Origin of the sequence: Paenibacillus sp. ATY16 (assembly GCF_003399985.2) — a bacterium.
GTDB classification, from domain to species: Bacteria; Bacillota; Bacilli; order Paenibacillales; family Paenibacillaceae; genus Pristimantibacillus; species Pristimantibacillus glycanilyticus.
The window spans coordinates 143,346-167,327 of sequence record NZ_NMOK02000014.1; the positions used below are offsets into that span (position 1 = coordinate 143,346).

The 23,982-nt window shown below is 52.9% G+C and carries 10 protein-coding genes; 8 read left to right on the forward strand and 2 right to left on the reverse strand.

Going from position 1 to position 23,982, the window contains the following annotated elements; genetic code table 11:
• Positions 1 to 5 precede the first annotated feature (5 nt).
• The 4 genes from uvsE to CFI03_RS07700 all read left to right on the forward strand — a co-directional run bounded on the left by uvsE (position 6) and on the right by CFI03_RS07700 (position 7,685).
• Positions 6 to 1,022, forward strand: a complete 1,017-nt coding sequence (uvsE, locus tag CFI03_RS07685; RefSeq protein WP_116394093.1) for a UV DNA damage repair endonuclease UvsE — start codon at positions 6 to 8, stop codon at positions 1,020 to 1,022.
• A gap of 114 nt (positions 1,023 to 1,136) precedes the next feature.
• Entirely contained in the window at positions 1,137 to 1,955 is an 819-nt protein-coding gene (locus tag CFI03_RS07690) for a sulfite exporter TauE/SafE family protein (RefSeq protein ID WP_116394094.1), read from the forward strand.
• 163 nt (positions 1,956 to 2,118) lie between these two features.
• A complete protein-coding gene (locus CFI03_RS07695) occupies positions 2,119 to 2,976 on the forward strand; it encodes an inositol monophosphatase family protein (protein ID WP_116394095.1) in 858 nt (285 codons plus the stop codon).
• A 257-nt stretch (positions 2,977 to 3,233) separates the two neighbouring features.
• Positions 3,234 to 7,685: an InlB B-repeat-containing protein gene (locus tag CFI03_RS07700; RefSeq protein WP_162862770.1), complete on the forward strand. Its 4,452-nt coding sequence runs from the start codon at positions 3,234 to 3,236 to the stop codon at positions 7,683 to 7,685.
• Between the two features lie 61 nt (positions 7,686 to 7,746).
• On the opposite strand, the gene CFI03_RS07705 is transcribed toward CFI03_RS07700, so the two are convergent.
• Positions 7,747 to 9,372, reverse strand: coding sequence for a response regulator transcription factor (locus CFI03_RS07705; RefSeq protein ID WP_116394097.1), 1,626 nt, complete (start codon positions 9,370 to 9,372; stop codon positions 7,747 to 7,749).
• 62 nt (positions 9,373 to 9,434) lie between these two features.
• Positions 9,435 to 11,165, reverse strand: coding sequence for a sensor histidine kinase (locus tag CFI03_RS07710; RefSeq protein ID WP_116394098.1), 1,731 nt, complete (start codon positions 11,163 to 11,165; stop codon positions 9,435 to 9,437).
• A gap of 213 nt (positions 11,166 to 11,378) precedes the next feature.
• Between CFI03_RS07710 and CFI03_RS07715 the strand changes: the two genes are divergently transcribed.
• From CFI03_RS07715 to CFI03_RS07730, 4 genes are all read left to right on the forward strand, one after another.
• Positions 11,379 to 12,293 (forward strand): ABC transporter permease, encoded by a 915-nt coding sequence (locus tag CFI03_RS07715; protein WP_116394231.1) that lies wholly within the window; start codon positions 11,379 to 11,381, stop codon positions 12,291 to 12,293.
• 18 nt (positions 12,294 to 12,311) lie between these two features.
• The gene (locus tag CFI03_RS07720; RefSeq protein ID WP_116394099.1) at positions 12,312 to 13,190 is read left to right on the forward strand and encodes a carbohydrate ABC transporter permease; all 879 of its coding nucleotides are present in this window, start codon (positions 12,312 to 12,314) and stop codon (positions 13,188 to 13,190) included.
• Positions 13,191 to 13,325: 135 nt separating this feature from the next.
• On the forward strand, positions 13,326 to 15,107 hold the full coding sequence (locus CFI03_RS07725) for an extracellular solute-binding protein (RefSeq protein ID WP_116394100.1): 1,782 nt from the start codon (positions 13,326 to 13,328) through the stop codon (positions 15,105 to 15,107).
• 149 nt (positions 15,108 to 15,256) lie between these two features.
• Positions 15,257 to 23,965 (forward strand): hemoblobin-interacting domain-containing protein, encoded by an 8,709-nt coding sequence (locus CFI03_RS07730; protein WP_116394101.1) that lies wholly within the window; start codon positions 15,257 to 15,259, stop codon positions 23,963 to 23,965.
• The last annotated feature ends 17 nt before the right edge of the window (positions 23,966 to 23,982 follow it).

Below are 23,982 nucleotides of genomic sequence, written 5' to 3' on the forward strand. Positions count from 1 at the left end.
TGACTATGATCGTCCGGTTCGGATTTGTCGCCATGAGCACGATTCTAGAGAATGCTTCGCCGTCCCGGACAATGACGTTCGCGAACTTTAGCAAGCTGAACGACAGAGAAGCCGGCATAAGGAAGATGGAGCGGATCGCGGAGGAAAATCTGCACAATACGCTTCGGATCATGAAGCATGCCAATGCCCATGACATTCATATGTACCGGTTCTCGTCCAAGCTGATTCCGCTCTCCACGCATGAGGATCTTCTGGACTGGGATCCGTTTCCCGTCCTTCGTCCGTCCATGAAGGAAATTGGCGACTATGCGAAAAAGACGGGGATGAGGACCTCCTTCCATCCCGACCATTTCTGCGTATTCAGCACGAATCGTCCCGATGTCCTGGTCAAATCGGAACGGGATCTCGATTATCATATCCGGATGCTCGAAGCGATGGAGCTGCCGGAAACGGTGAAATGCAATATTCACATGGGCGGAGCCTATGGCGATAAGAAGCTGTCCGGCGAGCGGTTCGTTCAGCAGTTCGGCGCATTGACTGACCGGTACAAGCATCGGGTTACGCTCGAAAACGACGATAAAACGTTTGATGTCAGGGAAACGATTGAAGCTGCGGAAGCCGTTGGCGTTCCGATGGTTCTCGATATCCACCATCATGCGGTGAACAGCGGGGATGTGACGATGGACGAGCTTTCCGCCGGCTTATGGCAGCGGATTGCCCGTACGTGGGAGCTGGAGGAGCAGCGTCTCGGTCTAGAGGAAGGTGGCCTTCCGCCCAAAATCCATGCTTCCAGTCCAAAAAGCTTGTCCGATCCCCGGGGGCATGCCGATAACGTGGAGCCGGAGCCGCTCGTGCAGTTTCTCCGGAGCGTTGCGGCGTCAACGCCGAGGATCGACTGCATGCTGGAGGCGAAGCATAAGGATGCCGCGCTGCTCAAGCTAATGGAGGATCTAAAGGAAATGGCCGCGCTAGGAAACGGAATCCGCATCCTGGATGGCGGAACCGTGGAGATCGACCCTTAAGCGATAACACCGCCAAGGACCGCCAACAGGACGGCGTTGGCGGTGTTATTTTGTGAACAGACGCTACATAGTTTTTAGAGACATCATGAGCGGGAAAGCGGTGAAGGCAACGTGTTGGAATGGATTCTGCTGGTGCTGCTTGGCGTTCTTGCAGCGATGTTTGGCAGTATAGTAGGCTTAGGCGGCGGCATTATTATCGTACCGGTGCTTATGCTGCTGGGACCGCAGCTGACGGGGGGCGAGATCAGCCATGCAACGGCGGTAGGCACCTCGCTGACCATGCTTATTATTACGGCGCTTGCCTCTACGTTAAGCTACGCGAAGAAAAAGCTGGTCGATTTCAAAAGCGGCTGGCTGTTCTTTATGACGAGCGGGCCTGCCGCCATGATCGGATCCGCGCTGACCAGCCGGTTTCAAGGCGCTGCCTTTTCGCTGTCCTTCGGCATTTTTATGCTGCTTATGGCCGGGCTGCTCGTAGCGCGCGATTATTTGAAACCCATCAACCGGGAATGGCCGATCCAGCGTACGATCGTAGATGCGAAGGGGCAGGAGCACACGTACGGTTATGCGATTGTTCCCGCGCTGGCCATCGGGTTTGCGGTAGGTCTCATATCCGGGTTGTTCGGCATAGGCGGCGGCTCTTTGTTTGTACCGCTTATGGTGCTCCTGTTCCGTTTTCCGCCGCATACGGCGACCGCAACGTCCATGTTCGTTATCTTTCTTTCCTCGATACTGGGAAGCGGGATGCACGGCTGGCTGGGAGAAATCAATTATTGGATCGTGCTGGCGCTGGTGCCGGGCGCATGGATTGGCGGCAAGCTTGGCGCCATGATCGCGGGGCGAATGAGCGGCAAAGGGCTGCTCTGGCTGCTTCGGGTAACGCTGCTTTTGCTGGCCGCCCAATTAATCTACGAGGGTTTGACGAAGCTTTAACACTACGGTAATATTTTAAAAATATACGAAGTATACATTCTCTCTATACGACTTGCGCGAAACTTGCGGAGGAAGTTGTTCGTATAAGAAATGAAACTGCCCTTTTTTTTATTGTGAAACGTTTATGTTTGGTCAAATTATGATGAGAGTAGAGTGATGGACTGTGACTGTAAGTGATCAGCAGGGCACCGTCGTCGGAGGCAAAAGCTTCGCCGCCGTGGCGATCAACTGCGCGGCTAAAGCTGGAGAATGGATTAAGTCTAAGCTAGGAAACTATGAGAAGCTTGATATAAAGTATTCCGCTCATGATTTGGTGACGGAAGTAGACAAAGGCTCGGAGACGTTGATCAAGCGTCTTGTGCTGACGCATTTCCCTCATCATTCCTTCCTCGGCGAGGAGGGCGTTGAGCCCGGGCCGGAAGCATCCGCACGCGCGCTGGAGGAAGTAAGCGAAGCCGAATATTTGTGGATTGTCGACCCGATTGACGGGACGACTAATTTCGTGCACGGCTTTCCGTTTTTTGTAGTCTCCATCGCGCTTGCCCATAAAGGCGAGGTGATTCTTGGCGTTGTCTATGATCCGATGCGCGACGAATTGTTTATTGCCGAGAAGGGCAAAGGAGCTTACGTGCACGGCAAGCGGATGAGCGTGTCCCAAGAGGACAGCTTGAAGACGAGCCTTATTGCTACGGGCTTCCCGGCAGACTTGGATTATGCGCTGCCGCTTAACATGAAGGGGCTGCAGGCGCTGGCGCCGCAAGTCCGCAATATCCGCTCTGGCGGCTCGGCAGCGCTTCATATGGCGTATGTTGCGGCCGGCCGCTTAAGCGGCTTCTGGGAGATCGGCCTGAATAGCTGGGACCTGGCGGCAGGCGCGCTGCTCATTCAGGAATCCGGCGGTACCGTAACCGATACGCTCGGGCAGCCGTACAGCCTGGGCGTCCGCAACGTCGCTGCGTCCAATGGAAAAATGCATCAGTCCTTCCTTGACGCGCTTGCGGCTGCGGATGCCGTGAAATAACAGGATTTATTAATAAATAGAGTTTTGCAAAACCGGCTATCGGCGATAGCCGGTTTTTTCGTGCGCGTTGGCAGTGTCCATAGCGCTATAAATCATAGAATAGGTCGTAGGTATAATATATTAGTTCGTTAGTATGGTATATGATACTGTGTAGCATTATCGTATTGTCATATTTGAGGATGGGGATGGGTCAGGCGATGAGTAGGAACATCTGGGGAAGAGCAATAAGTCGTCATGCATTTAGCAGGAAAATAGCAATGGTATTAATCTTTGCGATAGTAGCAGGTCTGCTGCCGGTATATGGCAAAGCCTTCGCAAGCGGGGGAACGGATGCGCTGGAAGGCTTGTCCTGGGTAGCTAAGCCGTCGGGCTCTACCGATTCTACGGATTCGTTCCGTACGGCGGCATACGGCAGCGGGAAAATCGTCGCAACCGGAACCCCGCCGATGCCTTTTCCGGACTGTGCTCTTCAAGGAACCTGTGGTAATAGAGAAGTTGATATGCACGCAGGAAGCTTATACCGTACCTCAACAACAGGCGCGGGATGGTCGGCTTTGACTACGGGAGTCAATCATGAGATTAGAAGCTTGGTATCCGGCGGTCCTGCTGGTTTTGTAGGAGTTGGATACTCACAATCGATCAGGTATGGTCAACAGAGCTATCATGGAAAGATTATGACTTCGGATGACGGGATTGAGTGGAAAGAATCCGAAACGCTTCCCGGCGAATTGGGAACTACGCTGTACGGCGTAACTTACGGAAGCGCGGGTTACGTAGCGGTTGGCGCGAGCAACGATATCAATTTTAATCAGACGCAAGTCATTCTGACCTCAGGCAACGGGTCTTCGTGGAGTCAGTATTTGATGACTAGCGGAGCGCTTAATGCGGTAGCATTCGGCGGCGGAACCTATGTCGCGGTTGGCAGCGGAGGAGCAATATTAAGTTCAACGAATGGCGTGAACTGGACGCCGCAAAGCTCGGGTGTTACAACGACATTGCGGGGAGTTACATACGGAAATGGACTATTCGTTGCGGTCGGAAACGGCGGCAAAATTCTCACGTCTCCCGACGGAGCGAATTGGACGACGATTATTCCACCGGTAAGCGGCACGTTCTACGGAGCCGCATTCGGGGATGGCACCTTTATAGTCGTTGGCGGCAACGGTACGATTCTAAGCTCGCCGGACGGTCAGAGCTGGCAGCAGCGCGCAAGCGGCACGACAGTCGTCTTGTACGGGGCTGCGTACGTGAACGGAGAGTTTATGGCGCTTGGCGCGAACGGCACCATTCTTATGGCACAGCATAAGCTCACGTATGCGGCGGACTCGAATGGGACGATTAGCGGCGATGCGCTGCAAGGCGTACGGACGGGTGGAAGCGGGACTGAAGTAACGGCCGTAGGAAATACCGGTTACCATTTCGCCAGTTGGAGCGATAACTATGCGGACGCAGCCCGGACGGATAAAGATATTACCGGCGATCTCAGCGTAACCGCTAGTTTTGCAATCAACGTTTATGAGCTCACGTATGCGGCAGGTCCGAACGGCAGCCTTACGGGGGATAAATCTCAGTCGGTCACGCATGGCGGGAATGCGACAACCGTAACGGCCGTAGCCGACCTGGGCTATCACTTCGTAGGCTGGAGCGATGGCTATACGAATGCAAGCCGGACGGACAGTAACGTTACGGGTACTCTGAACGTCACCGCGCTATTTGCAATCGATACTTACAAGCTTACCTATACGGCAAATCCGGGTGGCAGCATTGATGGACAAGCATCGCGTGTGCAGACCGTCGATTTCGGCTCCGATAGTCAAGAAGTAACGGCCACACCGGATCCGGGTTATCATTTCGTTAGCTGGAGTGACGGAATCGAAACTCCCAATCGCGTAGAGCGCGATGTGAGAGCGGACAAGACTGCAGCAGCCAGCTTTGCGCTTAACGAGTATACGCTGACGTATGCGGCGGCGGAAGGCGGGACCCTGGACGGACAGACTTCCCAGAAGGTCACTCATGGCTCGAACGGCAGCGAGGTAACGGCGGTACCGAACCCGGGCTACAGCTTCGTCGGCTGGAGCGACGGCGTTGCGACGGCATCCCGGACAGACCTCTCAGTCGTTTCTAACAAAAGCGTAACGGCGACTTTCACCATTAATCAATATACGTTGACCTATACGGTCGGCACCGGGGGAAGCATTAACCAGGATGCCGCTCAAACCGTCGATTACGGAAAAGACGGCAAGACGGTAACCCCCGTGGCGGATGAGGGCTACCATTTCGCAGGTTGGAGCGATGGCTTGCTCACGGCATCCCGCCAAGAGAAAAATGTCCAAGCCAGCGTTGCGGTAACGGCCGTGTTCGAGATTAACCAATACGATCTGGCTTATACCGCCGGAGCGCATGGGACTCTGACCGGCGTTACTCATCAGACCATAAACCATGGCTCTAATGGAGCGGAAGTGAAGGCCGTAGCGGACACGGGCTATCATTTTGTCCGTTGGAGTGACGGCATAACGACGGCCAGCCGCACGGACCTTAACGTTACGGGCAATCTGAGCGCAGCAGCGGAATTCGCAATCGACACGTTTACGCTCACCTATTCCGCGGGAACCGGGGGAAGCGTGACCGGAGATGCCGCGCAGGAAGTCAATTACGAAGCCGATGGTACGGAAGTGCATGCGGTGCCTGCAGTCGGCTATCATTTCACCGGTTGGAGCGACGGTGTTCAGGCGGATACCCGCCAGGATACTGGGATTGTGGCTAACTTGAACGTCACGGCGAATTTCGCGATTAACGAGTACGCGTTAACCTACACGGCGGGGGATCATGGAACGCTGACAGGCAATAAGCTCCAAACGGTAAATCATGGCTCGGATGGAACGGAAGTTACGGCAGCAGCCGATACGGGTTATCATTTTGTCCGTTGGAGTGACGGCGTAACGACGGCCAGCCGTACGGACTTGAACGTAACCGGCGATCTAACCGTCACAGCGGAATTCGCGATTGACACGTTTACGCTTACTTACTCCGCTGGAGCGGGGGGAAGCGTAACAGGGGCGGCAACGCAGCAAATCAACTACCAAGCCAATGGTACGGAAGTAAAAGCGGAACCGGCGGTTGGTTATCATTTCATTGGCTGGAGCGACGGTATTCAGACGGATACGCGTCAGGATACCTTGATTGTAGCTGACCTGAACGTCACGGCTGATTTCGCGATTAACGAATATACGTTGACCTACACGGCTGGCGATCACGGAACGCTCACCGGCGATAAGCTCCAGACGGTTACTCATGGCTCGGACGGAACGGCGGTTACGGCCGTGCCGGATGCCGGATACCGGTTTGCCGGTTGGAGCGACGGAGTGGGAAGCGCAACAAGAACGGATCTTAGCGTAAACGGAAACCTGACGGTTACGGCTTCATTTGCCGTAATCAGCAGCAACAACGGCGGCAATTCGAATCCGGCGTCCGGCTTCGAGGTTGTCATTGACGGGAAGTCTTACCGCTTAGGCGAGCTCAAGACTTCCGCGCGGGGAGAGCAAACGGTATCGACTCTCCATCTGAGCGCGGATCAGTTGAAGGAGATTCTGGCTTCATCGGATCAGCAGGTTACGGTTGTGCTTCCAATCAAGACGGGAGCGGATGTCGCCATTGGCGAGATTCCCGGCGATCTCCTGCAGCTGCTTATCCAGAAGCAGGCCACCTTGCGGATCGAAACGGAATATGCCGTATACGCATTGCCAACCGGGCTTATCGATTTAACGAAGCTGTTTAATGGCAGCGTAAATGCCAAGGATGTCACGGTTAACGTGGAAATCGGGAAACCAACGGCAGCAATGACAGCATTGACGCAGAAGGCTGCCTTACAGAATCAGCTTAATCTGGCAGTATCGCCTGTTCAATTCTCGGTAACGGTTTCTTATGGCGACAAGAAGGTTGAGCTCTCCGCATTTGCTTCCTATGTAGAACGAATGATTGCTATTCCGGATAACATGGCTCAAAATCCGGAGTTAACGGCCATCGTCGTGGAGCCGAACGGGTCTGTCCGGCCAGTGCCAACGAAGCTGGTTAGCATTGAAGGCAAGCGTTATGCCGTCATCAACAGCCGTACGAACAGCTTGTATGCGCTTGTGAGCAAGAGCGTTTCCTTCTCTGACATGAGCAATCATTGGTCCAAGAACGCGGTGAATGATATGGCGTCCCGCCTCATTGTCGGCGGAGCGGGAGACGGGTTGTTCTACCCGAACAAAGCGATTACCCGTGCCGAGTTCGCTGCGATTATCGTTCGCGCGCTGGGGCTTCGCATGGAGAACGGCGCAAGCAGCTTCTCGGACGTAAAAGGATCGGCTTGGTATTCCGATGATGTTCAGACGGCATATTCGCATCAGCTCATTAACGGGTATCCGGACGGCAGCTTCCATCCGAATGACAGCATTACCCGCGAACAAGCGATGACGATTATAGCCAAAGCGATGACATTGACGGGTATTCAAACCGATCTTCAAGAGAGCAGCGTAAATGCCTTAATCAACGCGTTCTCGGATAAATCGAAAATCTCGGCTTGGGCGACAAGCGGCATTGCGGCTTGCCTGCAAGCCGGAATCGTATCGGGACAAAGCGCTTCGATTCTGGCTCCCGTCTCGAATATTACAAGAGCAGAAGCTGTCGTTATGATTCAAAGGCTTCTATCGAAATCGGATTTGATCTAAAGAAACGAAAAAGACGCTTCCTGTCCATGCGGATAGGAAGCGTCTTTTTCATGTCTGTACGTCAATTTGTAACCTTATTCCGATATTCCTGAGGCGTGATGCCAAAATGCTTTTTGAACAGCTGGATAAAATAGCTTGGCTTCTGATAGCCCAGCATAACCGAGATTTCATAGATTTTCTCATCCGTCTGGGCAAGCAGGTCGGCCGATTTTTCCATCCTCGCGCGCAGCAGGTATTCGCTGATTCCTTCGCCCGTCTCCGTCTTGTAAATCTTCGACAGGTAGGAGGGATTGAGATAAACATGCGCCGAGATGGAGTGAAGGGAGGCCTGCTCCAGATGATTGTGAATGTACTCCTGCACCTTGCGGATAATGCTGGAGCGGGAATCCTTATCCTCCGAATTGACCGATTTCCGGTAGGAATCGATTGTCCGGGCCGTCCATGCGCGCAATTCATCAACCGTATGAATCGGGCTGCCGTTCGCAAACGCGTGGAAGTCGTCGCCTATCATGTCGGACAGCCATTTTTTGTTCTTATGCGCCAGGGCGGCTAGCGTTGCCGCAATCGAGAAGTAGGCTTCCAGCACATGCTCCTGGGACCCCCGCCATTCCTCCTCAATCTCGCGGAAAATCGCTTCAAGCTTCTCGCCGGCGGCATCCCATTGGCCAAGCTCCAGCATCTGCAGCACGGAAGGCGGGCGGTACAGCTCGCCAAGCAGCTGGGGCGCGCCGCGCGTCGGTTCCTTCGCCAGCGACACGAACAGCTCCTGCTCGCTGCCGATGAATTGGCGGAAGTTCGTAATGGAGGTCTGATAGAGAGGGCAGACATCCTGCGGGAATGTTCCTCTTTTACTCGTAAGAATAGAGATGCCGACCTTGAGGTACGATTTCACGACATGCTGGAGCTGGAAAGCGTGGCTCTCAATCCATTCGTCCAGCTCGCTTGTAAGGGTCGAACCGGCTTTGGCTTTCAGGAGACACACGATAAAGCCGTTCGAATCCTTGCCATGCCACATGTCCAGCTGGTCGCCGAATACTTCCTCCGCGATATTGGCCAGCGCGTAATCGATTAAAGCCTCGCTCTCGCCGTCATCGTAGAGATGGTCCTCATCATCAATCCGGAGCAGCATCACATGGAAATCGTCGTTTTCCCGGAACGGTACCGTATAGGTGGCAAGCTTTTTGGACAAGCGCTGAGGGGACAGAGACTGCTTGCCGCTCAGCATATCCAGAAGCAGATATTCTCTCAGCTTCGGCAGCTGCTCCCGCAAGGAGTACATCGCGCGCTGCATCGAGCTGATCTCCAGCCACTCCTGTTCAAGCTCCTTGATTGCGCGGCGGACCGAAGTCAGCAGCTCATCGTCCGAGGCAGGCTTCAGCAGATAGTCGCTGGATTTCAGCTTCAAGGCCTGCTTCGTATATTCGAAGTCGGAGTAACCCGACAGCAGAATGCATTTGGTATGCTTCCAGTTCTGCTTGATTTCCTGAATAAGCTCCAGTCCCGTCATGCCCGGCATCCGGATATCCGTAATGACGACATCTATGGCATGCTCATGCAATAGCCCGATGGCTTCCGGGCCGGAATAGGCTTTATGGACAACGTCAACGCCGGCTTCCTCCCATGGCAGCATATCTGCCAGATCGTCGGCAAGTATCGATTGGTCGTCTACAATTAGAAGTTGGCGCATCTCGAATTCCCCCTAAAAAGAATAGCTCGCAAGCTAGTGCGTCAGCAAAAAGAATGCCTTGCTTAAGATTGATTCCCTTCACTTTCATTAGGCCAATACAGCTCGACGGTCAATCCGCCATCATCCCCGCGGATCAGCCGGACTCCGGCTTCCTGTCCATATTGCAGAGTCATGCGCTGGCGTGTATTCCACAGGGCACAGCCCTTGTCCTCCGTTGGCGGCATTGACATTTGCAGCTTTAATTGGGCCAGCTGCTCCTCCGTTACGCCAACTCCGTTATCGGTGACGGTGATGACGTTGTACCGGTCATTTTGCGAGCCGGTAATTCGCACCTCTCCGCCGCCGATCGGCTCGAGGCCGTGAAGAACGGCATTTTCGACGATCGGCTGGAGGATTAACCGAGGAATTTCAAGCTCGTCCATCGCTTCCGGGATCGTAATGACGTAGGTCATATCCTGGACGTTCATCGCCTGGATCGCCAGATAACTCTTCACCAGCTCCACCTCCTCGCGCAGGTAGGCCAGCTGTCTTTCGGACCTTGTCGTATACCGGTAATACCGGCTGAGATGCAGCGCAAGCTCCATAACGGATTCTTTTTCCCCAAGTCTCGTAAGACTGCGGATCAGAGAGAAGCAATTATAGAGGAAATGCGGATTAATCTGCGATTGAAGCTGCTTCAGGTTGGCATCCCTGGAACGGATCTGCTCCAAATACACGTTCTGGATGAGCTGCTCGATCTGGGAAGCCATGTCATTAAAGCTGACGAGCAGGAAGTGGAACTCGTTGTTCGGATGGAACACCTTCAGCTTCGGATATTCGCCTTTTTTCAGCTTTTTCACGCCTCTGATCAGCTCGCGGATCGGAACCTGCACATTGGTGTACAGCACGTAAGCCGCAATCGTACTGCCGATAAGGAGAAAGACGATACAGATGTAAAAGAGATTGCTGTTTGCCGTAATCGGCCTGACTACGTCATCGATGGGAAGGTAGTCAAAAAGGTACCAGCCAAGCTCGGGCATGTACACGCTGTTGACGGTATATTCGATGCCGTCCAGCTTAATGCGGGTATATTGCGATTCCGAAAGCTTTTCCAAATTCACCTTGGCAAGCAGCTTCTTCTGCAGCTCGGTATCGGAGCCGTTCACCGCGAGAATCTTCCGGTCCGGCGAGCTGAAGAAGACATCTCCCTTGCTTCCCGCCTTGAAGCGTTCCAGCGCCTTCACTAATTCGTCGGCCGCGAAGCTGACTTCAACGATAACTCCCGCGTTAGAGGAGGAGCTGTCATAGGGCTCGCTTAGAAACCTTACAAACCTCGGATTGTTCTGATAGTAAGGGGCAACGTTCTCGGTATATTTCCAGACCTTTGAATAGTTTTTCGCTACGAGATCTTTATCGTATTGAAGATGGAAGTCGGTTGAAACGAAGGTGTTGGTAGCCGGCGCATAGATGCTGATCGTTGTATCCCAATCGGAGGAGGCATTGATGAGCCGAAGCTTGTCGGCAATGCGAATCTTCTGATCCGTTTGTTCATATAGGGTGGCTATCTCCAAAAATTCAAGGGTACGGACGTTAATATCTTCGGTTATCATAAGGCCGCTTTTCGCCAGCTGCTCCGCCGTATCATCGGTCTCGGCCGCAAAGTAGGACAAGTCCTTGTGCATGGAAATTTCCACTTCGTTCATCACGACGTCCATGCTTGTCTTATTCGAAAACCAGTAGAGGGCGATGATCGGAATGAGCAGCAAAACGATGATGCCGACTATTTTTGTAAACGTATTCAATCTCAGCGACATGATAGTCCGTCTCCCCGCATCAAAGTGGATGAAAACAAAAAATCCGGGTATCGTTCTAAAATCATTGGCGCAGACTTGGCGATTCCCCGATTGCTATACTTACTATACATCATGATGAAACTCTGTCAATCGACAAATAGAATAGCGGAAAGGACAATGGGGATGGGGACAACGACAAAGGCGATAGCCGGCAATGAGGTCTTGCGACAGGAGATGGGCAAATCAAAATCGAGAGGATTTCTGAAGAGGACCTGGCCGCTTCATATCATGCTGCTTCCGGCCGTAATCCTGCAATTTATATTCGTGTACGTGCCTCTCGGAGGATTGGTTATCGCTTTTCAAGACTACAAACCGTACGATGGCATTTTCCATTCCAAGTGGGTAGGGCTTGAGCATTTCAAATTTATGTTCGATTATCCGGACATTAAGCAGGTTATTACGAACACGGCGCTGATCGCCGGACTAAAAATTATATGCGGCATTATCGTGCCGTTCGTGTTTGCGCTTTTGCTGAACGAAGTCAGCTTTAATCCTTTCAAGCGCACGGTGCAGACGCTGGTCTATCTGCCTTACTTTATCTCCTGGGTATTCCTGGGGGGGATCCTGAATGACATGCTGGCGTCGGACGGGATTATCAACTCGGTGCTTCATAACTGGTTTGGCGTGAAGGAGTCCATTCTGTTCCTGGGCGACGGGAACTGGTTCCGGTTTGTCGTTGTGCTTAGCGATGTCTGGCAGCAATTCGGGTACGGCACAATCGTGTACCTCGCGGCGTTGGCGGGCGTGAATCCGGCACTCTACGAAGCGGCGGAAGTAGACGGCGCGACTCGCTGGAAGCAAACCTGGCATGTAACGATTCCATCGCTCCTGCCGATCGTAATCGTTGTGGGGACGCTTGCGCTTGGCAATATTTTGAACGCGGGCTTCGACCAGATCTTCAACTTGTATAATCCGCTTGTCTACAGCAAAGGCGACATTATAGACACGTTCGTTTACCGTACGGGTATCCTAAACGGGCAGTACAGCTTGGCCACGGCCGTTGGCATTTTTAAATCGCTCATCGGTTTCGTGCTCATTATCGTCGGTTACAAGCTCGCTCAAAAATATGCGGATTATAAAATCTTCTAAAAAGGGGTACCTGCGCACATGTATCAAAAGACATTCGGTTACCGGGTTTTCTCGGTATTCAACTATTTAATCCTGGCTCTAGCAGGCCTGTTGTGTATTATACCTATCATTCATATCCTTGCGATCAGCTTTAGTGCCAGTGCTCCTGCAAACGCGCATTTGGTCGGCATGTGGCCGGTGGATTTCAATACCGAATCGTATACGAAAACGATGAACAATCCGAACTTCCTCCGGGCGTTCTGGATCTCGATCGGGCGGACGGCGCTTGGCGCATCCATTACCCTGGCCGTTATCACGCTTGGCGGTTATGCGCTGTCCAAGGATACGACCGCTTTTAAGGCGCGCTCGCGATATGCTTGGTATTTCGTATTTACCATGTGGTTTAGCGGTGGTATCGTACCCCTGTATATCGTCATTCGCAATCTTCATATGATGAATACGATTTGGGCGCTTGTTCTTCCGGGCTCCGTCGCGGTATTCAACATGATTCTCCTGATGAACTTCTTCCGCGCCACGCCAAAGGAGCTGGAGGAAGCGGCTTTTATCGACGGAGCGGGACATTTCTCGATTCTGTTCCGGGTTTATCTGCCTCTGGCTATGCCGGCGATTGCAACCATGTCGCTATTTACGATCGTAGGCAACTGGAATGCATGGTTTGACGCTTTGCTCTATATTAACGACTACCGCAACTATCCGCTCGCAACCTTCCTGCAGACGATAATCGTACAGCAGGACTTCAGCAAGCTGAACCCGGACGTAAACGAGCTGAAGAACATTTCCCAGCGTACGGTGAAGGCGGCTCAGATCTTTATCGGGATGCTGCCGGTTCTGGTCGTGTATCCGTTCCTGCAGCGGTTTTTCGTCAAAGGGATTGTCCTTGGCGCGGTAAAAGAGTAGAAATTAAGAAGATAACAAAATGGCATGTTACTCAAAATTATGGTATTTCTATCAGTAATAACCAAGACTATAGTATTACTTGAGAGTAAATAAAGCGCTCTCATGCTATAATAATCATTTTACGGGGGGAAAAAAATGCATAATTCAATGAAAAAGCTTATGCTCGTTTCGTTGACTGGCGTGCTTGCGGCAAGCCTTGCGGCATGCGGATCAAACAACAATACTAACGGCAACAAGCCATCTAACGACCCTGCGGCAACCAGCTCCGGCAATGCGGCTGCAACGAACAATGCAGGTACGGACAACGCGGGGAGCGGTGCGGACGAGACGGGTTGGGACGGCAAGAAATACGTAGAGCCGATCACTCTGACAACGGTTAAAGGCGTAGGTACGAACTACTTCTTCAAAACGGGCGAAACGATGGAAAACAACGTTTTGCAAAAGTATATGAAAGACAACTTGGGCATCGACGTGAAATACGACTGGGTGGTAACGGATACAAACGACGCTTACAAAACAAAGCTTCGTCTGATGCTTTCCTCCGGCGAGAAAATGCCTGACGTTATTACGTACCGCGGCGATATGGAGACCGTTAACATGCTGATTGACTCCGGTCAATTCATGTCGGTTAACGAGCTGTTCGACAAGTATGCCGGCGACGAGTACAAAAAAGCGGCAGCGCTGAACCCGGATACCTTCCTTCCGGTAACGCGCGACGGCGAGAAAATGGCGCTTCCGGTTCTCGACTACGCCTACAACGACGATATGGTGCTGTGGCTGCGTCAGGACTGGATGGATAAATTGGGCCTTCAAGCTCCGAAAACGGTTGCCGATCTTGAAGCCATCATGGATGCATTCACCAACAAAGATCCGGACGGCAACGGCAAGCCGGATACATTCGGTATGGCACTCGGTTTCAAAAACGGCTTCCTGAACTGGATGACGGACGTGAGCTGGCTGTTCGGCGCTTACGGCACAATGCCGGGCCAATGGAATAAAGCGGCTGACGGCACGCTGTCATTCGGCTCTGTGGATCCAGCTGCGAAGCAGGCTCTCAGCACGCTCAAAACCTGGATGGATAAAGGCTGGATCTCGAAAGACTCCGGTCTGAAAGACGATACTTCCGGCTCGGAGTTCTTCACGAAAGGTCAAGCGGGCGCAATCGTAGGCCGCAACTGGCTGCCGGACTGGCCGTTTGGCGATCTGATCAACAACGTTCCCGGCGCGAAATACAAAGCTTACCCAATCCCTGCAGGTCCAGACGGTAAAATCGGTTCCCAAAGCGGTAACCCTTCCGTTAACGGCTGGATGCTGATCAACAAAAAGGCGGCCCATCCTGAAGCGCTGCTCCGTTACTACAACTTCTTCTTCGATAACTGGGCGAACCCGCAAAAAGGCAGCGAGTTCGAAAACGGCTTCGCGGAAGGCTACGACTGGGCGAAATTGCCGGATGGCACGATCACGAAGGATCCGCAAAAATATCCGGACCTGTTCCCGAACTATGCGGACCGCACGCATCTCGTAGAGCCGATCTACTACTCGCTGACATTCGAAGGCGCTCGTCAACCGGCCCTGTATGCGGACACGATGATCAAGCTGTATAACGGCGAAGCTCCAACTACTCCGTACGAAGAGCAGACAAAAGCCGTTCGTAAACCGGAAAACCTGGAAGCGATGAAGATCGTTATGGATCAAAAAGATATTCGCATGAAGAACTACTTCCAAGGTCCTCTGACGGAAACGATGAAGTCCAAAAACGAATTGCTGAACAAACTGGTTAACGAATCGTATTCCAAAATCATCTACGGTCAAGCACCGCTTGATTCGTTCGATACCATGGTCGAGAACTGGAAGAAATCCGGCGGCGACCAAGTAACGAAGGAAGTTAACGATTGGTACGCTTCGGCTTCGAAGTAATCTAGCAATAACGGCTTGCAACAGGATAAGGAACGCCATATTTACGCCAGGCGTTCCTTTTCTTTTGCCGGATATCCTTTTTAGAAAATTCTGAAAACGTTTACAACTAGAACAGTCACCCTGGTCATCTTGCTTGAGAGGGGAAAACAGTGTTGACTAGAAAAAGAACAAAAAGGTTATTGTCGTTCGTGATGTCGGTCGTTATCGCCGTAAGTTACGTGCCGTCAGCCGTATTTGCGGCTTCGGATACGACAGCGGCAGCCACTAGCGCTGCGGCACCGGATGTTGCGGGGCATTGGGCTTCGCAACAGGTAACGGATTGGACATCCAAGGGCCTCGTTAACAGTTATCCGGACGGAACGTTCAAGCCGGAGCAAGGCATTACGCGCGCGGAATTTACGAAGCTGATTAACAGCTTGTTTGGTTTTACGGCAAAAGGAGAGAACGGCTTCTCGGATGTAGGGGCAGAAGCGTGGTATGCCGATTCGGTGTCGATCGGAAAGCAAGCAGGCTTTATTAACGGTTATCCGGATGGAACCTTTAAACCAAATACGGCAATTACAAGACAAGAGGCGGCAAAAATAGCTGCAGGACTGTTCAGATTGCCGGCAGTAACAGGCGCTGATCCGCTTGTAGCGTTTAATGATAAAGCGCAAGTTGGCGCATTTGCGGTAGAGCCGCTGGGCCAATTGGTAAGCGGAGGTTATTTGAAGGGCTTCCCGGACGGGACGGTTCAGCCGCTTAAGTCGATTACGCGTGCGGAAGCGGTTGTTCTATTAAGCCGGCTAGCAGGCGAAGCTTACGTGAAAGCGCAGACGTACAAGGATCAAAAGCTGGCGGGCAACGGGCTGGTGAACCTTGACGGCGTAACGATCGAGAATTCGGCAATCGGCGGGAATCTTTACTTGACCGCTGGGATTGGCGAAGGCGATTTTACGCTGAAAAATACGGAAGTAAAAGGAACTATCTTTATCAGCGGCGGTGGTGTGCATAGTATTCATCTGAATAATGTTCAGACGCCGAATATCGTTGTTGATAAAAAGGAAGGGCCGGTCCGCGTCGTTGTTGACGGCTCAGAGGTCGGAACGATGGAGCTCAATTCCGATACGGTACTGGAAACGAGTAATTCGGATATCGACCATGTGAACAGCAATAAATCGGATTCCAGCCTGAATGGCAAAAATCTGGACAAAGATAAATCTTATGCCGTAGACAGCGGAACAGCTCCAGGCACCGGTGGAGGAAGCACTGGCGGCGGAACGCCAACACCTGCGCCGACTGCAACCCCGACGCCAACGCCAACGGAGACGGCAACGCCGACACCGACACCAACGCCAATTCCAACGGATGAGTGGGAGATGGTCTGGAATGATGAGTTCGACGGAAGCGGCAGCAACCTCGATACGAATGGCGTAAACCTCGACAAGTGGGGTTATCAGCTTGGTACGGGTTCGCAATACGGCCTTGACGGCTGGGGCAATAACGAACAGCAGAGCTATGAAGCGGACAATATGAAGGTAGAAGACGGTAAGCTTGTCATTACGGCGAAAAAGGAAGCAAACAGCAATAATAAGCCTTATACTTCCGGCCGAATTTTCACTCAGAATACATTCACCAAAGCCTATGGCAAATTCGAAGCGAAGCTGAAGCTGCCGAAGGGGCAAGGCTTCTGGCCAGCGTTCTGGATGATGCCGGCAACAAGCGAATACGGCACATGGGCGTCCTCCGGCGAGATCGATATTATGGAAGCGGTCGGCCGACTGCCGGGCGAAGTTTCCGGAACGATCCATTACGGCAAAGCTGCCCCGGGCAACCGCTACACGGGCAATAAATATAACTTCGCAAGCGGAACGGATTTCAGCGGCGAGCATGTCTATGCCGTTGAATGGGAGCCGGGCGAAATCCGCTGGCTGGTAGACGGCGAAGTCTATCAAACGCAAAACAACTGGAATAGCTGGGGAATTGACCAGCCGGCGAAATACGCTTATCCGGCACCGTTTGATAAACCGTTTTACATGATTTTGAACCTGGCGGTTGGCGGTAACTTCGACGGCGGCAAGATGCCGCTCGACGACAATGCCCGTACGATGGAAGTCGATTACGTCCGCGTCTACGATAAGAAGGGCGGATATACTACGGAAGGACTTGAAGAGCCAAAGGTTGATCAAGAGGCTCTGCCTGACAATCACAAACCGGCCATTGACGGCAACTATGTGCATGATGTGAATTTCGCGAATGGCTTTAAGACGGTAGCGACAGATTCGGATACCTTGGATCCGGAAAAATGGAACTTCGTGCATGTCCCTACCTATAACGGCAACGGCTCCATCGGAACCGACGTTATTGGCGGCAAAACGTATGCCAAAGCGGATATTACGGCCGGAGGCTCGCAGGACTATTCCGTGCAGCTCATCCAGAACGTTACCGTAGGCAAAGGCAGATACTACAAGCTTTCCTTTGATGCCAAATCCACAACGAACCGGACCATGTCCGCCAAGATCGGCGGCGGTGCCGACCGCGGCTGGGCAACGTATTCCGATGTTCTGTCGGCAAGCCTGACCGATGAATTCAAAACCTACAGCATGACGTTCCAGATGGCTGCCGATACGGATGTTCTGGCACGCCTGGAGCTAAATATCGGGCTGAACACCAATCCGGTCTGGATCGGCAACGTGAAGCTGGAGGAAGTGGACGCACCGGATCCGTATAACGAGGATGCGGCGAAAGAGCCGATTAACGGCAATCACGTATACAACGGCAATTTTGACCTTGGAAGATTGGACCGTCTGACTTATTGGCATTTCAATACGGCGGACGGTGCGGCCGCAACGGCCTCCGTTGATCCGGAAGAACGCGAATTCAAGGCGAATATTACGAATGGCGGAGCGGGTGCTTCCTCCGTTACCCTGCTTCAAAAAGGCGTCAACCTGATTCCGAACAACGATTATCAAGTGAAGTTCAAGGCAAGCGCAGCGTCTGACCGTACGATCAAGGTTGGCATCCAGAAGCAGGACGGCACGAATGTGGTCGACCCTGTTGAGGTAAACCTGACCAGCGCATCCGAAGTGCAAACGGTGAACTTCAACTCCGCGGCAGCAGCCGACGACAAGGCGATTCTCGTCTTTATGCTTGGCGGCAGCGATGCGGATGTCACCATCGATAATGTGGTCATGACCCGTCTGACGAACAATGGCATCGGCGATTTGCCTCTCTCCGAGCAGTTCCCGCTGAAGAACGGCGACTTCTCGAAAGGCAAAGCATCGTGGAGCCTGCATGTGCAAGGCTCTTACGACGGCTGGGACAAAGTGACCGGCTATAACGAAGACGCTGGAAGCATGAAGGTCAACGTAAGCAGCGTTGGCAATAATCCATGGGATGTCATGCTGATGCAGAACGATTTTACTCTCCACAAGGACAATACCTATGTCGTATCCGTAGATCTCAAATCAACCGCGGAGCGCGACGTGGAGATTGTCGTGGACAATGCCGGCGGGCGCCTGCTTTCGAAGCTGGAGCATCTGACGGCGGACTACCAGACCTTTACGTATGAACTTCCCGTTACAGGTGACACGTTAGCTTCCTTTAAAGTATTGCTTGGCAAGCAAGCAGCAAATCCGGCTGGCGCGCATGATGTGTACGCGGACAACGTACGGGTGGAAATCAAAGACGCCCGCGAGAAAGCCTTCCTATTAAAGAACGGCTACTTCACAGACGGCGAAGCGAACTGGTCGAAGCATATCCAAGGCGTGTACGACGGTACTTCGAAGGCAACGTTTGATTTTACAGGCGGCAGAGCAAGGATCAATATCGAAAATGTAGGCGCGAATCCTTGGGATGTGATGCTCTTCCAAGAGCCGCTTCCGGTGAAGAAGGATAATACCTATATCGCAACCTTTGACGCAAGATCAACCGTAGCCAAAACCATTGAGGTTATTGCGGAAAATGGCACTTATACCCGTTATCTGAATCAAAAATTAACGCTAGGCGAAACAACGAAGAGCTATTCCTTCGAGTTTACGATGCCTAAGGATGATACGGTTGGCTTGAAGTTCCTCCTAGGCAAGAACGGCGATGCATTGGCCGCTCATGATGTCTTGATCGACAACGTCCGCTTCGAGCGGAAAGGCGCCAAGGAAGCATTGGGAGAAAAGGTATCGCTCGCGAACGATATACGCCTTACTTCGGCTCCAATCGTTACGCCTGACGTGACGGACAACAGCCTGGGCAAAGACATTACGCTGACCTTCGCTTTCCAGCCGGGCTGGAGCAGCTCGATTAACGCGATCACCGTGGACGGAACAGCGCTTGAGGCGGAAGATTACTCGGTGGGAACAAACAGCATTACGATCAAAGCGAGCGTATTTGCAGCAGCGGGCGATCACGTTATCGTTATTGCGGCAACCGGTTACGAGCTGGGGCAAGTTACGCAAACGATCGAAGCGCAGCAAATGTGGAGCTTGGTCTGGTCCGACGAGTTCAACGGCGATGCCGTCACTCCCGATACAAACGGCGTCGACTTGACGAAGTGGGGATACCAGGAAGGCAATGGATCCGAATACGGCGTTGCGGACTGGGGCAATAACGAGCAGCAATACTACCGCAAGCAAAATATCGCCGTTGATCCGGCAACCGGCAACCTGGTCATTACCGCGAAAAAAGAGACGTTTAACGGCAAGCCGTATACGTCCGGCCGTCTCTGGACCAGCAATACGTTTACGAAGGCCTACGGCAAATTCGAAGCCAGGATGAAGCTGCCGGAAGGCACGGGCATTTGGCCGGCCTTCTGGATGATGCCTGCCGACAGCGAATACGGCGGCTGGGCCGCTTCCGGCGAGCTCGATATTATGGAAGCGAGAGGCCGTCTGCCGCATGAAGTCGGCGGAACGATCCATTATGGCAAGAACGCTCCGAACAATAAAGCAACGGGTGCGGCTTACACCTTCCCCGAAGGCGAATCCATCTCCGGGTACCATACCTACTCGGTAGAGTGGGAGCCGGGCGAGATCCGCTGGTATGTGGATGGCAATCTCTATCAGACGGTTAACAACTGGAACAGCTGGGGAGCCGATCAGCCGGATAAATACGCATATCCCGCGCCGTTTGATAAACCGTTCTATATTATTCTAAACCTGGCCGTTGGCGGTCAATTTGACGGCAACCGTCTTCCGGCCGACAGCGATCTGCCAGCCAAAATGGAAGTGGACTATGTTCGTGCTTACGAACTGACGGGCCGTCCTTACCGTACACCGGTAGAGCCGGATTCGAAGGACGAGATTCCGGCTAACGCGAAAGCGATTGTCGATCAGGACTTCGAGCATGGCCTTACCGATATAACGGATTCCACGCAGGCGCTTGACGCGAACTACTGGAACTTCCTGCATACGCCGGACTTTGGCGGGGCAGGCTCCGCGGTCGTGGACACCATCGGCGACGATAAGTTCGCCAAAGTGTCGATTACGAGCGGGGGCAACCAGAATTACGCTCTGCAATTGATTCAGTATGCAACGATTACGAAAGGCCATGCTTACAAAATCAGCTTTGACGCCAAAGCAGCGGCAGCAAGAAATATGAGCCTGAAGGTAGGCGGCGATGCGGATAACGGCTGGGGCGCTTATTCGGATAACTTCGATGCCGCGCTGACAACCAATCTGAAGCATTACGAGTACCGCTTTCTGATGAATAACGATACTGACCTTGCCGCGCGGCTGGAGCTTAATCTTGGTCTCAATACCAATACGGTATGGATCGGCAATATCAAGATCGAAGAGGTTGATGCGGTATCCGAGCAAAACGGGGCGAAAGCGCCGCTTGGCAACGGTCAGCATGTGTACAACGGCAATTTCGATCTTGGCTCCATGGACCGCATGACGTACTGGAACTTTGAAACCTCGGGAGATGCAGCTGCTACTGGTTCGGTTGACCCTGAGGCAAGACAACTTGAAGCAGCCATTACAAACGGCGGAGACAGTCCATCGGATATTACCCTAACGCAAAAAGGAATCAATCTGCTTCAAAACGATTCCTATAAGCTGAACTTCAAGGCTTCGGGGGAAGCGGAGCGTTCCATTGAGGTTTCTTTCTTAAGTAAGGACGGCCATACGGTCTATGCTTCGAAAGACTTTACAATCGGCACGGCAATGGGCAATCAGGAGTTTACGTTTACGATGCCGGTTGGCGTAACGGATGAGGAAGGGCAGCTTGTCTTTGGACTAGGCGGCAATGACGCGGATGTTGCGATCGACAATGTCTCTCTGATCCGCACGACGAATAACAACTTCGACTTCACGGGCGTGGACCTGTTCCCGCTGAAGAACGGCGATTTCTTCGCCGGTCTGCTGAATTGGGAACAAAATACGCAGGATGGCGGGGCTGCACAGTTCTCCACGGAGAATGGCGCCGCGAAGCTTACGATTACAAGCCTGGGCAATCAGCCTTACAGCAATATGCTGATTCAAGGCGGCATGAGCTTCAAGAAGGGCTTAACCTATACGCTGGAGTTTGACGTAAAAGCCTCCGTGGCACGCGACCTGCAGGCAACGTTGGAAAACGCCTCGTACGTCCGGAGATTTGATTCCGGCGTGCAAGCGGTTGGCACGGATTGGACGCATATGAAGTTTACGGTTCGTCCTGCGGCCGACGAGCTGCTTGCGCTTAAGATCATGCTCGGCAAAACGCCGGGTGGAGCAGTGGGTACCGTCTGGATCGACAACGTTGTGCTTGAGGTGGAAAATGCGCCGGTGAAGCGTCCGCCAACGATGGTAGCGGACAGCACGGATAATCTCGCCGGCCAAGAGATCACGATTCCTTTTGCGGATGACGCTGCCTGGAGAGGCGCTATTACATCGGTATCCGTAAACGGTGCGGCTCTGAATGCAGCGCAATACACAGTTACGGCTGGGGTACTAACTCTTCATTCGGATGTCTTCTCCGTTGACGGCAACTATCCGGTGAAGGTAGCCGCGACCGGGTATGGCGATGCTGTCCTGACGCAGCAAGTTTTCTCCGGCGATGGCAACCTTGTATTAAACGGCAGCTTTACGAACGGTACGGCTAACTGGGAATCGTGGAAAGGAGCCGACGATTACTCTTCGATTTCGGTAGAGGACGAGAAGGCTGCAATCCAAATCAACTATAACGGCGGTCTGGACCCGCAATGGAGCGTTCCGTATACGTGGTCCACGCAGTTCATGCAATCCGGCATCAAGCTGAAAGCCGGCAAAACGTATGAGCTGAGCTTTAAAGCATGGTCGACCGTGAACCGTCCGATTCTGGTCGAGCTGACCGGCTATAGCGGCAATCAGCAGGTGCTGTTCAATCTTACGGGAGACTCTTCTACGGTCTACACGAAAGTATTGAAGCCAACCGCCGACATGACGCTGACGGTGAAATACTTGCTTGGTAACGTTATAAGCGGAGACATCACGACCCCATCCGGCGAGCATACGATTTACATCGATGAAGTAGCCGTCCGCGAGAAGGTGTCGCCGCCAACGGTGGCAGCGGATTCGACGGATAATAAGCTGACTTATCCAATTGAACTGACCTTTACGGACAATGCCGCTTGGAGAAGCGCCATTACGGGCATTACGATTGACGGGGCGGCCGTCAATGCAGGCCAGTATACGGTTGCGGCTGGCAAAGTCACGCTTGATGCCTCCCTGTTCCCATCGATCAAGACGTATTCCATAGCCATTCTGGCTAATGGCTATGCGGCAGCGGAAGTATCGCAGGAAGTGAAGACCAGCGCGAAGAACATCGCGCTTGGCAGCACGGCAACCGCATCGACGAACAATCAGCCTGCGTCTAACGCGATTGACGGCAAGGCCGGAACAAGATGGGAGAGCGCCGCACAGGATCCGCAGTGGATCTCGCTTGACCTGAAGAAGCTCTATAAGCTGGAGAGCATGACGCTGAGCTGGGAAGGGGCTTACGGCAAGACGTATACGGTTCAAGTCTCTTCGGCGGAAACGCCGGGCGATAACGACTGGACCACCATCTTTACCGAGCCTTCCGGCAACGGCGGCATTGACAACATTACGCTGCATGGCGAAGAAGCACGCCATGTCCGGATCTATGGTACGGCAAGAGGCACGCAATGGGGCTATTCGTTATGGGAGGTTGAAGTATACGGCAATCCGTCGAATCCCGATCCGGTATTGCCGCTTGGCCCAGTGCTGACAGCGGATTCGACCGATAATAAGGTTGGCAGTAGCATCGACCTTGCCTTTGCCAGCGATTCCGCATGGGAAAGCGCGATTACGGCCGTTAAAGTCAACAATGCCGCTCTTGCAGCCAGCCAGTATACGGTTGCGGCAGGCAAAATCACATTGAAATCAGGCGTATTCGCCGCAGCAGGCAGCTACGCGATTACGGTTGCCGCATCGGGTTATGCCGATAACGAAGTGACGCAAGTCATCATAGCCGATGTGAACCTTGCCCTTGGCAAGACAGCCGTTGCTTCCTCCGTTCAGGGCGCATTCCTGGCGGCTGAAGCTACAGACGGCGATGCCGGTTCGAGATGGGGAGCGGATTGGACGACAAACACGGATAACCATCCGGAGTGGATTTACGTGGATCTTGGTGCCGTAGAGTCTTTCAGCAAACTTGTCCTGAACTGGGAAGGAGCTTACGGGAAATCGTTCGACATTCAAGTGGCTCAGCCGGGTGCCGATCTGACCGATAACGCGAGCTGGACGACTGTCCATTCCGTGTCGGGACAATCGCTTAGCGCAGACGGATTGAAGCAGATCATTAATCTGGATGCTCCAACGCAAGGTCAATACGTACGAATCTATGTAACGGAGAAGGGCTTTGCTCCATACGGTCCTTCGTTGTACGAGATTGAAATCTATCAATAAGTTGCTAGAGATAAGCC